Annotated in this window: 15 protein-coding genes and 2 pseudogenes; 11 read left to right on the forward strand and 6 right to left on the reverse strand. The window is 67.9% G+C overall.

Translation table 11 applies throughout. The features are described 5' to 3' along the window. Positions 1–190 precede the first annotated feature (190 nt). Together ACLZN2_RS10335 and ACLZN2_RS10340 are read left to right on the forward strand one after the other, a co-directional pair. A complete protein-coding gene (locus ACLZN2_RS10335) occupies positions 191–475 on the forward strand; it encodes a hypothetical protein (RefSeq protein ID WP_149827015.1) in 285 nt (94 codons plus the stop codon). Next, positions 457–870: a DNA-binding protein gene (locus ACLZN2_RS10340; protein WP_416978060.1), complete on the forward strand. Its 414-nt coding sequence runs from the start codon at positions 457–459 to the stop codon at positions 868–870. The genes ACLZN2_RS10335 and ACLZN2_RS10340 overlap by 19 nt, the downstream gene beginning before the upstream one ends. Here the strand turns inward: ACLZN2_RS10340 and ACLZN2_RS10345 are convergent. Next, positions 806–1111 (reverse strand): IS1096 element passenger TnpR family protein, encoded by a 306-nt coding sequence (locus tag ACLZN2_RS10345; protein ID WP_416978061.1) that lies wholly within the window; start codon positions 1109–1111, stop codon positions 806–808. The genes ACLZN2_RS10340 and ACLZN2_RS10345 overlap by 65 nt on opposite strands. 660 nt (positions 1112–1771) lie before the next feature. After that, on the reverse strand, positions 1772–2848 hold the full coding sequence (locus tag ACLZN2_RS10350) for a LacI family DNA-binding transcriptional regulator (protein ID WP_416978062.1): 1077 nt from the start codon (positions 2846–2848) through the stop codon (positions 1772–1774). Positions 2849–3007: 159 nt separating this feature from the next. Here ACLZN2_RS10350 and ACLZN2_RS10355 point away from each other — a divergent pair, with 159 nt between their 5' ends. The 7 genes from ACLZN2_RS10355 (at position 3008) to ACLZN2_RS10385 (ending at position 7534) form a co-directional block, all read left to right on the forward strand. Then, complete coding sequence (locus ACLZN2_RS10355) at positions 3008–3253, forward strand: hypothetical protein (RefSeq protein ID WP_416978063.1); 246 nt, start codon at positions 3008–3010, stop codon at positions 3251–3253. After that, complete coding sequence (locus ACLZN2_RS10360; RefSeq protein WP_416978064.1) at positions 3250–4752, forward strand: sodium:solute symporter family protein; 1503 nt, start codon at positions 3250–3252, stop codon at positions 4750–4752. The genes ACLZN2_RS10355 and ACLZN2_RS10360 overlap by 4 nt, the downstream gene beginning before the upstream one ends. A 39-nt stretch (positions 4753–4791) precedes the next feature. After that, positions 4792–5076, forward strand: a complete 285-nt coding sequence (locus tag ACLZN2_RS10365) for a hypothetical protein (protein ID WP_416978065.1) — start codon at positions 4792–4794, stop codon at positions 5074–5076. Then, on the forward strand, positions 5073–5903 hold the full coding sequence (locus tag ACLZN2_RS10370; RefSeq protein ID WP_416978066.1) for a helix-turn-helix transcriptional regulator: 831 nt from the start codon (positions 5073–5075) through the stop codon (positions 5901–5903). The genes ACLZN2_RS10365 and ACLZN2_RS10370 overlap by 4 nt, the downstream gene beginning before the upstream one ends. Positions 5904–6353: 450 nt before the next feature. Beyond that, positions 6354–6578 carry a hypothetical protein gene (locus ACLZN2_RS10375; protein WP_416978067.1) on the forward strand — a complete coding sequence of 75 codons (225 nt, stop codon included), beginning with the start codon at positions 6354–6356 and terminating at the stop codon, positions 6576–6578. A gap of 224 nt (positions 6579–6802) precedes the next feature. Next, positions 6803–7210, forward strand: coding sequence for an SsgA family sporulation/cell division regulator (locus tag ACLZN2_RS10380; RefSeq protein ID WP_416978068.1), 408 nt, complete (start codon positions 6803–6805; stop codon positions 7208–7210). A 66-nt stretch (positions 7211–7276) separates the two neighbouring features. Beyond that, positions 7277–7534, forward strand: a complete 258-nt coding sequence (locus ACLZN2_RS10385) for a WhiB family transcriptional regulator (RefSeq protein WP_416978095.1) — start codon at positions 7277–7279, stop codon at positions 7532–7534. Positions 7535–7837: 303 nt separating this feature from the next. Here ACLZN2_RS10385 and ACLZN2_RS10390 read toward each other — a convergent pair. Next, positions 7838–8007 (reverse strand): annotated as a pseudogene (locus tag ACLZN2_RS10390) (ATP-binding protein); the annotation flags it as partial. Here ACLZN2_RS10390 and ACLZN2_RS10395 point away from each other — a divergent pair. After that, positions 7988–8351 (forward strand): annotated as a pseudogene (locus ACLZN2_RS10395) (site-specific integrase); the annotation flags it as partial. The pseudogenes ACLZN2_RS10390 and ACLZN2_RS10395 overlap by 20 nt on opposite strands. Positions 8352–8594: 243 nt before the next feature. Here the strand turns inward: ACLZN2_RS10395 and ACLZN2_RS10400 are convergent. Both ACLZN2_RS10400 and ACLZN2_RS10405 read right to left on the reverse strand, forming a co-directional pair. Continuing rightward, positions 8595–9020, reverse strand: coding sequence for a PIN domain-containing protein (locus ACLZN2_RS10400; RefSeq protein ID WP_416978069.1), 426 nt, complete (start codon positions 9018–9020; stop codon positions 8595–8597). Next, complete coding sequence (locus ACLZN2_RS10405) at positions 9017–9295, reverse strand: CopG family transcriptional regulator (protein WP_416978070.1); 279 nt, start codon at positions 9293–9295, stop codon at positions 9017–9019. The genes ACLZN2_RS10400 and ACLZN2_RS10405 overlap by 4 nt, the downstream gene beginning before the upstream one ends. Before the next feature lie 343 nt (positions 9296–9638). Between ACLZN2_RS10405 and ACLZN2_RS10410 the strand changes: the two genes are divergently transcribed. Then, a complete protein-coding gene (locus ACLZN2_RS10410) occupies positions 9639–10250 on the forward strand; it encodes a hypothetical protein (protein WP_416978071.1) in 612 nt (203 codons plus the stop codon). 511 nt (positions 10251–10761) lie between these two features. Here the strand turns inward: ACLZN2_RS10410 and ACLZN2_RS10415 are convergent. Further along, complete coding sequence (locus ACLZN2_RS10415) at positions 10762–12234, reverse strand: AAA family ATPase (RefSeq protein ID WP_416978072.1); 1473 nt, start codon at positions 12232–12234, stop codon at positions 10762–10764. Between the last annotated feature and the right edge of the window lie 230 nt (positions 12235–12464).

A 12464-nucleotide genomic window follows, 5' to 3' on the forward strand; every position in this document is an offset into this window, starting at 1 on the left:
TGAGGGTTCGGAGGTGGTCGTGGGTGTCCTGACCGGCCGTGGAGCGGACTGTCCAGCGGCGTTCGGACGCAGCTGAACGTAGGTGAATGAGACCACAACTGAGACCACGAGGTGACGGGTGGGCGGCCCGCGTCGTTCGACGGGTGCTGCATCCCGGTCAAATTCCTACTTGTTTGATAATGTCGGCCCCATGAGCGAGATTCCTTACAACGTCGGCGAAGGGCCGGCCACCAGGGTCAGCCTCTCCCTCCCCGAGGGGACAGCGGAGGCGATCCGCCGACGGGTCGGCAAGCGTGAGTTCTCCGCGTTCATCACCGAAGCGGTGGAGCGCGAGCTGCGGGGTCAGATCTTGGATGAGTACCTGGCCGACTACGAACGCCGCCAGGGGCCGATCTCCGAGCACGAGCAGGAGCGGGCACGCCGGGTCTTCGACGAGGTGTTCGCCGAGGAGGGGCAGTGGCCCGCCGCAAGCTGAGCCACGAAGGCACCCTCGTTCTCGACTGCGAGGGTCTGTCGAAGTTCGTCAGTGATCACGAGCCGGTCGTCGCCCTCATCGCCGAAGCCCGCAAGCGGGGCATGGAGGTGGTCATCAGCGCACTCACCATCATCGAAGCGGTGCATCGCCGGACCGACAAGGCGCGGCTCGCGTGGGTCCTGTCCGGCGTGCGGATCGTGCACATCGGCGACGAGGAGGCCAAGGCCGCCTCAGCCATGCTGATCAACGCCGGGCTGCATGGTCACAAATACGCCATCGACGCCGCCGTGGCCGAGATGGCGCTGCGTCAGCGCCGCCCGGTCGCCATGCTCACCTCGGACATCGACGACATGACGAAGCTCTGCGGCGACAGAGTGCGCCTCGTCGCCGTGTAGCCGACGCCCAAGCCCCGAACGTCGGGGATGTGAGGTCGGCGTGGTCCTCGCCGACCCGGCGCCCGGCTGAGGCTGTCTGGAACTGCTCCACGGTGATGAGGTGCTCCCAGGAGTCCCCGAAGTCGTACGTGTACACCAAGTGGGCACCCGGTTTGGGCAGGGACGTCAGTGTGGCGGTGCGCTCGTCGCGGACCGGCCGGGCGGTCGCCCGAGTGGCGGGTGCACCTCGTCCGAGGAGCACGGCTCGGGCCGGATCACGCTCCGCCGCAGGCCGGGGCGCCGGGCCGCCGAGAAGGACCGCCCGCAGAGGAGCGGTCGGCTGGGAACCCCGGCCGACCTCCTGGCGACAGCGGCATCCACACCCGGTGACCGCATCCCTGGGACCCCTTGGCGACTCAGTGTCGGCGGCCTCGGTCGCACCGAATGAGAACCCTCCGGCGGCACGGCAGTTCGTCCAGCAGGAACGTCATGAGTGCAGAACGGCGGCGCGCGATGCAGACCGGGTGAAGCCGCTCGCAGTTGACGTGCGGCCGCGGAGCAGGGGCCCTGGCGGCGCGCACCGCCAGGTGTCACGCGGCGGGACACCATCCACGTTGGACCGCGCATGTGTAAGCCGACGCTCGAGATCGCTGTACCGCGTCTCCTGCATCCGCGGGCGTGATCCTCGAGCAGCATTGCGTCCGCGGTTCCCCAGGGCGGCGGGCTGCATCGCATGAGAAGAGTGCCTTGAATGTCAGAAACAGATGAGACCAAAACTGGGACCATGGCACACCGAAGACCCCGGCCGCTGAGCGGTCCGGGGTCTTCGTTTCGCCTGTTCAGGCGGCTGCGGAGGACGCGAGCTCTACGATCTCAAACACCCGACTCGCCACCGGTATACGGCCATCTGCACCGAGCCACCTCATGGTGCCGGCCGCTGTAAGAACGCATACTCAGCCCCGATGTCACCGCTGGAGGCCCGTACCGCGAGTTCGACCTCGTGGTGGCGCTCGGCGGGTGTCCGGACGGCGCCGGAGAGGATGCCGACGAGGAGATCCGTGGCGGCTTGCCCGTAGGGCTGGGGGCGGAGATTGATCGCGGTCACGGGGGGAGCGCTCAGCGGCAGTCCGGCCCCGTCCACGCAAGCGGCCAGCAGCAGGTCGTCGCCCACCTTCCGGCCCAGGGACCGCAGCGTGCGCACGGCCACCTGAGCGGTGCCGTCGGGGCCGCACACCAGGGCATCGACCTCGGGACGGTCGGCAAGCATCTGCCGGATCAGGGCATCCACGGCCTGCGGGGGTGCGTCGGTGGCGATCTCACCGATGTGCGGGGGGACTCCGTGTTCCTGGCACCACCGCTGGTAGGAGGTGCGGATGAGGACGGCCCAGTCGGACTGGAAGTCGGCATCCGTACCGATGAAGGCGGGGTTGCGCGCCCCGGCCGCGGCGAGATGCTCCATCAGTTGGGTCATCGCCCTGCCGTGGTCGGCGTGCAGCAGGCCCGCCGGTGCCGGTGTGATCTCCTCGAACTGCCCGACACACACCACGGGGACCTCCGCCTTCATCAGGGTGGTCGCCACCGGGTCACTCGGCATGGGGTCGATGACAATCAGGCCGTCGGCGCGGACCCGTGGCACGCCCGAGGTTCGCTGCCCGGGGGCCAGCAGGGTGAGATCGAGCCCGTGGTCCTGAGCCCGGCGGGCGGCTGCGAAGGCGAACTCCATGTAGAACGGCAGGCCCATGACGCGCTGCGGGATGTGCAGCCCGATGGTGCCGACTCTGCTCTGCCGCAGATGACGCGCGGCGGTATTGGGCGAGTAGCCCAGTTCGGCAGCCGCTGTCGCGACCCGTGATCGAGTCGACTCCGAGACGCGTCCTGAGCCGGAGAGGGCGTCGGACGCGGTGGTCTTGGAGACGCCCGCAACCCGGGCGACGTCGATGATCGTGACTGGGCGGCCGGCCGGACGCCCGCCGTCCGAGCCGGGGATCGGGTCGCTCACGTTGTCTGTCTCCCCCTTGAATCCGGGTCTTGCCGGAACGTTCCGGCAGCCGGTACATTTGCCCGGCCGGAACGTTCCGGCATATGCACCATACCGTCTGCCGGAACCTTCCGGCCAGGGGCCCATCCCGCCGTCCTTCTCCCATGAGGAGGCTTGCTCGTGACCCACACCACCTCTCACCACCGACAACACACGGCCCACTGTCCGCACCGGTCGCTGCTCCTCGGACTGCTCGCGCTCGACTGTCCGGCGACGTTCTTCCCGCCGCTCCACCGGGCCTTCGGCAGGGGCAGTGCCGCCCTCGCGCTCACCTACGTCATCGGTGGCAGCGCCGTCGTCATGGCCGCCCTCCCCGTCCTGCAGGGCATCGGGGCGAGACGTCGTGGTGGGGAGGGCCGGGCGTGAACCTCGTCATCGGTTACGGAGCCGTCGCGGCCTTCTTCGTCGCTCTGATCGCGTTCCTGGAGCGCAGCCGCCGCGCCGGGCAGGACATCACCGAGTACGCGGTCGCCGGACGGTCCTTCGGCAGCTGGTACCAGACCATGTCGTTCCTCAACACCTGGTTGCCCGGCACCGTCTTCATCACCTTCGCCGGGCTGGCCGCCTCTGCGGGCATCATCGGTTTCTACTGGGTTCCGTACAGCCTCCTCACGCTGGTGCTGATGCACCTCATGGCCCGCACCGTCCACGACTGGGGTCGGCGCTGGAACCTGCGCACGCAGGCGGACCTGCTCGGCATGCGCTACGGGTCGCGCCCGGTCCGCGTGGTCGCGGCCCTCATCGGCGTCGTGGCGTCCTTCCCGTGGATCGTCCTGGGCATGCAGTCGCTGGGCCTGGTGTTCTCCTACCTGTCCTTCGGCAGGGTCAGCCCTCAGGCGGCGATCGTCATCGGCATCGGCTTCCTGCTGCTGCGCCAGATATGGACCGTACGCCTGGGCATGCGCGGCATCGTAGTCAGTGACGTCTTCCAGGGGCTGGTCGCCTACGGCTTGGGCGGACTGCTGATCCTCGGCCTCATCGCCGACCTGCTCGTCGGCGGCCATGACCTGGCCGCGCTCCCCGCCGCGTACTTCACTCTGCCGGGGCCCGGCAGCCCCGAGGGCGCGCTCTATCTGATGTCCCTCATCCTGACCGGCGCGCTGGGCAGTTGGTGCTGGCCCGACATGTTCGTCCGCTTCTTCACCGCCCGCGACGCCGAGACCGTCAGGCGGTCGGCGGTGCAGGCCGCGCCCTGGCTGTTCCTGTTCTCCGTCGCGCTGACGCTGCTCGCCCTGCTGGCGGGCTCCGTGCCCGGTGTCGCCGAGGCGCCGAGCGAGGTGTTCTTCCTCCTGGCCGAGCGGGGTGGCCCCTTCGTCCTGGCGCTGGCGGGTGTGGTCGTGCTGGCCGCGACGATGGGCAATGTGGACGCCAACTTCCAGGCCCTGGGCGTCCAGGTCAGCCAGAACCTGTTGCCCGTGCGCGACGGCGATTCCGATGCCCAGACCCGGGCGGCCAAGCGCTCTGTCGGCGTACTGACCGTGCTGGCCGCGCTCACCGCCGCCGCCACCCTCCACACCGGCGCGGGTCTGGTCAGCCTGGCGATCCTCTCGTACCAGGCCATCTGCCAGCTCGCGCCGGCCCTCTACCTGGGGATGGCGTGGCGGCGCGGCAACGCCACCGGAGCCGTGGCCGGCATGGTCGCCGGCTCGGTGACCGCCGCCCTGTTGCAACTCGCCCATCCCGTCTCCGTGCCCTGGCTCGCCGGCCTCACCTCGGGTGTCGCGGGCCTGGCCGTCAATACCGCCGTGTATGTGCTCGCGGCGCTTCTTCTGCCCCGGTCCGCCGAGGAACAGGCGCGTGTCGGCAACCTGTTCGCCCGCCCCCGTTCCCTGGGCTCCCAGGCACCCGAGCCCACCAACGCCTGACCTCACGTCCTTCGCCCCATCAGCGACCTCAGGAGACGCATGAGCACCGCGTACGTCCGGCACGAACAGCGCGCCCAGCACGACATCGGCGTCCTCACAGGTCCTCTGTCGGCCGGCGGCTCACTCCGCCCCCTCACCCGTTACGACATCACCGATGTGAGGTTCCGTACCACCGGCCACGACACCCGGCTCGTCGCCCCAGCGGCGCCGTCCCGGACCCACCCCCCACACCACCCTGTGAAGTCCTGGAAGGACGACGTCCTGCGGGCGGTCGAACAACGCGCCGTGCTCCGGCGCCCGACGACTACCGGAGCCCATCCATGAACAGCACGGAGCTGGGGATGTTCCTCAAGGCACGCCGCGCCCGGCTGCAGCCGGGCCAGATCGGCCTGCCCGCCGGCCCACGCCGCCGGGTGCCCGGCCTGCGTCGCGACGAGGTCGCGCGGCTGGCGGGCATGTCGGTCGACTACTACATCGAGATAGAGCAGGGGCGCGGCCGTACCCCGTCGGAGTCCATCCTGGCCGCCCTTTCCCGCGCCCTGGTCCTCGACGCCCGCGAGCGCGCCTACCTCTACCACCTCGCCGGCCACCAGGTCCCGCCGTCCGTCGACGCACCGCACCTCAGCCCGGCGCTGCTCGACCTGCTGGACCGGCTCCAGGACACCCCCGCCATGATCCTCAGCGACCTCCATGAGGTCCTGGCCCGCAACATCGCCTGTGCCCGGCTCCTCCCGCAGCTGCCCGTCGGCACGGGACCGGACGCCAGCCTGTCCTACCGGTGGTTCACGGACCCGGAAGCACGTGCCTTCTACCCCCAGGAGGACCACGACCACCGCGCCCGCGTCTACGTCTCCGAGCTGCGCGCCGCCGTCGCCCGCCGCGGCCGGGACGCCGCGAGCGCCCAGCTCATCGAGACCCTGCGAGCCCGCAGCCCGCGTTTCGCCGCACTGTGGGACGACCACGAGGTCTCCGTGCCCCCGCGCCCGCAGCGGATCATCCATCCGCAGGTCGGCTCCGTCGGCGTCGACTGCCACAGCTTCCTCGTCGCCGAGGCCGACCAGCGACTCGTCTGGATGACCCCAGCCGACCAGCAGGCATTCCAGCAGCTGCTCCACTGCGACGATTCGGCTCCGCTGGCCGCGTCAGCATGACCGCCGGCTCGGCGGACACGGTGGCTTCGCGGACGCCGACGGCACGGGCGACCGGCGTGGTACCGCCATGGCCGATCGATCGCGCCTGCCTTCCTGTCAACAGACGCCGTTGCCTTCGTCCGTCGTGATGCTGGACGCTCAATTGCGCCGTGCCGTACGGTGAGCCACCCAGCGGGAAGCCACGGGCTGTTTCTCGGCAGGCCCTTTGCCGGCGATGCATCAATTTGCTGGTGACGCGTCCGGAGATGAGCGAGCTCGCTGTTCCTGCCCTGCGGGAAACGGGAGTGCCCGACCCTGTGCACGGGTGATCCTGGGGTCGCCGACCCCAGGGTAATAAGCACTCTTCACCCCGGCCCCCACGGCCTGTGACCATTGATTCCAGCAGGGCGCAGCAGAACTCGGCCTGATCCGAGCAGCAATCAATTGTCATCGGATTCACGGGAATTCAGAATGAACATCATCGAGCATGATGTGAGTGCCGAACTCCTGACCACGAACATGCAGGACAGTGCGGTGACCGTGAGCCTCCGCCACGACGTGGCAGATCCTTCGCTGTGCGCCTTGTCGATGCACCAAGAGACCTACTCCAGCGAACCCTCGCGGTTTCCCGCAGGTTCGGAAACGTGTGAGGAGAGTTTCGGGCGAATGCTCGAGGAGCTTCTCAGCAGCGTATGAGATCGAGATTCGGCCGCGTCCCTTCGCAGATACCTCGCATCCCTCACAAGTAAAGCAAGATCCGCACAGCCGGGAGCCGTCTCGGAAGCAGGGGAGGACACTCGATGAGCCAGAATTCAACCGGAACCGGACCGCGCGATCAGTCGGTGGGCCATGAGGCAGCGGATCGGAGCAAGCTGCTTCCGGATTCGCCACAAGGGGAAGGCCGACCGCCCGGTCCGATAATGGTCAGCTCCGAACCGGTGCTGTGGAGACTCGTCGTCCCGGACGAGAGGGCGGTGCTGTTCCCGGGAGACCTCTGCTACAAGAGCACCGACCCCTACGCCGTGCGCATCAGCCTCCGCGTGGACGACGACACGATGGACTGGGTCTTCGCCCGCACTCTGCTCATCGGCGGCCTGCTCGAGCCGGTCGGCGCCGGCGATGTCGAGATCAGCCCCTCCCGCCGCGATGGCGTGAACACCGTGCAGATCACGTTGAAGGCTCGCCACGCGTACGCCGTGCTGGAGGCCCCGGCCCGGATGATCGCCGCCTTCCTCAAACGGACGTGCCAAGCCGTGCCCCTCGGTACGGAGCACCGTCACCTCGACCTCGACCATCTCACCCGTCAGCTCGTCCAGGACATCGACTGACGGCCGGCTTCGCCGCCTCATCCCATTCCTCATCCCGTTCCGTGACTCATGACAGAGAGGATCGCCATGGACTGGCGTTTCAAGGCGGCATGCCGTGAGGAGGACCCTGAGCTGTTCTTTCCCATCGGCAACTCCGGTCCGGCGCTGCTGCAGCTGGAGGAAGCCAAGGCCCTCTGCCATCACTGCCCTGTGATGGAGCAGTGCCGGCAGTGGGCGCTCGACTCCGACCAGGACGCCGGCGTGTGGGGCGGCTTGAGCGAGGACGAGCGCCGTGCGATGAAGCGCCGCGCCAGGCGCAACCGACCCCGACAGGCCCACGCCTGACTCCGCAACACCCTTCATGGCCCTGGCTGCGCGCAGACGACCCACCGGCCCGACCAGCATCCCCGCCTGAGCCCTGTCCTGTTCGCGCTGGCCAGGCGACCGGAAACAGCGAAGCGGCGGAGAACAAGCAGACCCCCTCGGCGTGGCGGCCGACCCACCCCGCCGAGGGGGTCACCCAGGGCCCGCGTCGAGACTTGCCTCAGGGTTGCCACCGTGACCATCAGCTACGAGTGGGATCTGCGGACGCAGATCAACAAGCCATACCCGGCGTCTCCGGGCCTCCGGACCTTACGACTGGTCAGTGGCGTCGAACGCGGCTGCCGGTGACAGGCCGAGCATCTCGCCGATGTCGGCCAGGTTCAGCGGTCCCACGATCATTTCCCGGCCCCGTGAAAGGGACGGTCGTAGCTGTTCAGCGCCTCCATCATCGACAGATCGGACCCGGCCAGGAGGAGAAGTACCGGCTTGCGCGCGGGCCGGCGTGCCGTGCCGCTGCCTGGCCTGCTGGTCGCCATGCTCCGGGCCCACGCCGAGACGCAAGAACGCGAGCGCAGGGCGGCCGGCGACCTGTGGGCTAAGTCCGACTACGTGTTCACCAAGCCGCTGGGCGGCCCACTTAGCCCAAACACGGACTACCACGACTGGAAGAGACTGCTGGAAGACGCGGGGGTTCGGAACGCCCGGCTGCAGCATGCGGACCCGGTACCTGCATGTGTCGGACGCCATGCTCAAGGACGTCGCCCGGCAGATCGCCGATGCCATCTGGGGAGCCCTGGAAACGCCCACTGTGGACAAAAACCAGGACAACGGCGACTGAGGACAACGACGAAGGGTCCCGCTGGTCTCCAGCGGGGCCCTTCGTTTTGCCTGATCAGGCAAGTGCGGAGGATACGAGATTCGAACTCGGGAGGGGTTGCCCCCAACACGCTTTCCAAATGTTCGTCTGGGGGTTCGGGGACGTACGGGGGCGTCCTGACCTGCGGCGGAGAGGGCATCGGGAGGGCGGCGGACGGTGCTGGACGGGGATGAATGAGACCAGAACTGAGACCAGAGCGCCGGGTCATACCTTCTTGACGACGATGGTGTCCGGGAGGAGCTTCTCCAGGTCGTCTACGTCCGAGGTGAAGACTGTGACCTGCCCTTTCTGCTGGCGTGCGATGACAGCGAGCACGGCATCGATCGCGTACTTGTGACCGTGCAGCTCGGCGTCGGCCAAGAGACGCCGGGCCTGGCGGGCCTCGTCCTTTCCGATATCGGCGACCTTGAGGCGGGAGAGCACCCAGTCCCAGCGCTGCTCGGTGGTCCTGCCGTCGTACGCCTCGACCAGCGTCATGGGAGACGTCACCACTTCGGCCTCACCCCCGGCCGCGAGGGCGAGCCAGGCGATCATCCTGCGGTCGCCGCGCACGGCCAGGGACAGGGCTTCGCAGTCGAGTACGAAGACGCGCAGTGGCCGCTGCCTGTGCTCACCGGCGCGCTTTTTCACGCGGCCTCTCCGGCATCGTGTCCTCCGGCGGTGCGACGGCGCTCGTGCTCGGCGTCGAGATCGTCCAGTTCCGCGAGGGCTGCCGCGCGCTCGTCTGCCGTGACCGGCCCGTGCTCCTCCTGCAGCCAGTCGACCAGCTCCAGCAGCCGGTCCCGATCGCGCTTGAATCGCAGTGCTTCGGCTACATACGCCGAAAGTCCCCGCTCAGCCGCGTCGGCGCGGATCTCGTCGAGGAGATCTTCGGGGATCGTCACCGTGACTTTTTTCGTCGCCATACTAGAGACCATACTCCTGGTGTAAGCGCCCTTACCAGGCTCGCTGAACCAGTCAGGCTCAGGATGCGGATGGATGATCCCGGAGTCTTCCCCGATGTTGATCGCTGGGACACACCGTTTCACTCGGTCACCCCGTGTCGTTCACTCCCGCCAGCGCATGCATCGGCTGGTGCGGATAGTCGCCCTTCGACGCGGTGAGCCTCCTGCCGTTGGCGGAACCACAAGAGGAGGGGCCGTGTCCCTGCTGCCTTCGGCAGACGTCTTTAGATCGATCGAGCCAAAGGTTTCGCAGTTGCTCGGTGGGCAGTTGGTGTGTCCACATGCGCCCGGGGAGAGGTGTTCGATGGGTGAACACCTCACGCTCTCGGAGGCGAAGGATGCGGCGGCGCGAGATGCCACCGACGTTGCTCTTCGGGACGCGCTGTGGCGATGCGTAGGCCGCGATGCCCGTAGTGACCTGCCGAACTTGGCTCAGCGTAGCCAGTTGCTCGCGCTGTATTTCGTCATCCCCTACCTCCGGAAGCCGGCCGGGCGAGTGTCGAGGAGGCTCTGCGTCGACGTCGCCGAGGTGAGGTCGGCCATGGTGTTCGGCGCGTTGTATGGTCTGGCGCTGGCCACCGAAGGCGACGATGTCCGTGACGAGGTTGTCCGGTCCGCCAACGCGGCCGGCTGGGCGGTGGAACGGGCTGATCCGGCCGAGCGCACGACGGATCCGCACAGCCTTGTCGACCGCGCGAGCCGATGTGATGACGGATACTCGCCCATCCGCAACGAGTCGGACATCCAGGTGGTCGACGAGATGGACCCTTTGTTGTGGGGGCGCATCAGCGGCGAACGCATGGGCGCTGCCTTGCACCGCCTCGGGCTCTTGGGCGAGTTCCTCGCCTTGGGTTCGGAGCAGATGCCCGAGGGCGAGTCCGACGAACTCGACGGACCGCAGAAGGAAGCCGAGTGAGCCCAAGCGCAAGGCGACTGTCGCAGTGGCTGGCCGAGCCAATGCCCCTGCGCAAGGTGGCAGATCTCCTCGAGGTCGACCCATCGAAGGCATCCGGGCTGGTGAGGGCGAACCGCTCAGGCGGTGGGTGCCGCGCCTCCTGGGCGCGCCTTGCGCCGGCTTGCGTCGGCGGGCGTGGCGGCAACCAGTGCAGGCCCCTTGGCGGCTGCCTTTCAAGGAAACGAGACCATCGCCGTCATCTCGGCGGCGCCGGGCCTTGTCCTGGGGTCGTTGTTCTTCTTCGGGGTGGTCCGCCCGGCGGTGTGGTCGAGGAAGGCTGGGCGTCAGAGGGCGGCCCTGAACGTGATGAATTCGCTTCTTGGGCGAACCCCAGGAGGCGATGCGAAGTCAAGGTAGGCGGTTGATGGGTGTCGCAGCTCCAGGCGACTGCGGCACCCATCCCCTGGTCCAGGTGCGGCTCGCTGGGGAGAGAGCGCGCAGATGCCAGCCAGGGATGGTTGATGGCTATAAATCAGACCTGGCCGTAGAGAGTTGCCAGGTCGATCAGCTGGACGCCAGGGTCCGCCTCGGCAATGGCGCGTGCTTTGTCGTTGAAGTCTGCTCCGCTGTAGCAGATGAGCCGGGTGCGGCTCGTGTCGTAGCGTCCGGCCTGGGCGATGAGGTCGCGGATGTGCCGGAGGCGGTCGATGTGGGCCATGCCCATGGTGTCGTTCCACTTGGCCTCACCGATGGCCAGGAGAGGCGGTTTGGCGCCGTCGGCGATACCTACGACCGCCACGTCGATCTCATGGCCGATTCGGGCCTTGGGGTCGTGGACCACACCGTGCCCGACGCGGGCGGGCAGACCGCCCAGCAGTTCGGGATCGGCGTGATGGAGGGCCCATTCGCGGCAGACCTGTTCGAAATGAGGTCCGAGGACGTTGCTGACGAAGCGTCGGCGGCTGGCCTGCCAAACCCGTGGCGCGCTGCCGGGGCGTTCGAGCTGGTCCCAGACCGGGCGCATGATCGCGTGGTAGAAGCCGATCAGTGGCTCGGCGATTCGGTACGTGGGCCGGTTGTCGCGGAACGCGTCGGCGTCACGGTGCAGTAGTCCCGCATCTTCGAGGACGTTGATGGGATGCGCGATATCGGTGGCCTTGCGTTCCAGATAGCCGGCCATGCCGCCGCGGGTGGCGTTGCCGTCGGCGACGGCGGCCAGGACGGACAAGTACAGGGCGGTGTCGCGGAGATCGGGTTCTTCGGCGAGCAGGTAGCGAGCCTCGCGGAAGAGGGGGGTCTCGGGATTGAGGACGGTACGGACGACCCAGTCGTCGAAGTCGTCCGGTCCTGCCGGGGTGTCTCCGCGCGCGAACTCCCGCCGGTAGGCGGGCGTACCGCCGACGATCGCGTTCACCTTCATGGCCAGGTGGGGGTCGGTGATGTCCCAGAACTCGGCCGCGAGGCGGTGGTCGAGCGGGCGGACGACCAACTCCAGCCCGGCCCGTCCACGCAGCGGGGCATTGCCCGACAACAGTCGGCCCATGAAGGACAGCGCCGAGCCGCACAGCAGCAGTCGGGTGCGTGAGCCAGTGCGCTGATCACGCAGGGGCCGCAGAGCCTCCTGGATGATCGAGGGCAGTTCCGGGTTGGCCTTGGCCAGGTACGGAAACTCGTCGATCACCACGGGGACAGGGCGTTCGGAGCCGAGAGCAAGAAGCGCGTCGACCGCCTCGGACCAGCTGGCGAAGTGGAACGGGCTGGCGGGCCGGACATGATCGGTCAGCGCGGTGCTGATCCTCCGCAGCGACTCGGCGTCCGTAGCTTCGGTCGCACCGAAATAGAAACCTCCGGCGGCGCGACACGCGGCATCCAGCAGGAAGGTCTTGCCTTGGCGGCGACGTCCAGAGACCACGCCGAGAGTCGCGCCCGGCTGTGGGTCGGTGATGAATCGCCTCAGCGCCGACCACTCGTAGTCCCGGTCGAACATCTCGGCAGGCTTGTCCATGCCACGTCCTAGATATAGAAGTACGCCTCCATAAAACATACCCCTATATCTGCGAAGGGTGCGGACATGCGCGGATGACGCCTGGTGATCGCCTCACCGCATCCGTGGGTGCCCCCTGAATGGGGCCAAAGCTCGCGGGAGCGGCGAGCTGCACATGTGAGCGGAATGCCTGAAATGTCGGATGTAAATGAGACCAAGACTGAAACCAACGCACAACGAGGAGTGGGGCC

This window comes from Streptomyces sp. T028 (assembly GCF_048159505.1).
Classification (GTDB): domain Bacteria; phylum Actinomycetota; class Actinomycetes; order Streptomycetales; family Streptomycetaceae; genus Streptomyces.

Coding starts and splice junctions, on each gene's coding strand:
- ACLZN2_RS10410 (WP_416978071.1), top strand. CDS start 9,639: ATGGGTGAACACCTCACGCTCTCGGAGGCGAAGGATGCGGCGGCGCGA.
- ACLZN2_RS10365 (WP_416978065.1), top strand. CDS start 4,792: ATGAGCACCGCGTACGTCCGGCACGAACAGCGCGCCCAGCACGACATC.
- ACLZN2_RS10405 (WP_416978070.1), bottom strand. CDS start 9,295: ATGGCGACGAAAAAAGTCACGGTGACGATCCCCGAAGATCTCCTCGAC.
- ACLZN2_RS10380 (WP_416978068.1), top strand. CDS start 6,803: ATGGTCAGCTCCGAACCGGTGCTGTGGAGACTCGTCGTCCCGGACGAG.
- ACLZN2_RS10385 (WP_416978095.1), top strand. CDS start 7,277: ATGGACTGGCGTTTCAAGGCGGCATGCCGTGAGGAGGACCCTGAGCTG.
- ACLZN2_RS10415 (WP_416978072.1), bottom strand. CDS start 12,234: ATGGACAAGCCTGCCGAGATGTTCGACCGGGACTACGAGTGGTCGGCG.
- ACLZN2_RS10375 (WP_416978067.1), top strand. CDS start 6,354: ATGAACATCATCGAGCATGATGTGAGTGCCGAACTCCTGACCACGAAC.
- ACLZN2_RS10370 (WP_416978066.1), top strand. CDS start 5,073: ATGAACAGCACGGAGCTGGGGATGTTCCTCAAGGCACGCCGCGCCCGG.
- ACLZN2_RS10335 (WP_149827015.1), top strand. CDS start 191: ATGAGCGAGATTCCTTACAACGTCGGCGAAGGGCCGGCCACCAGGGTC.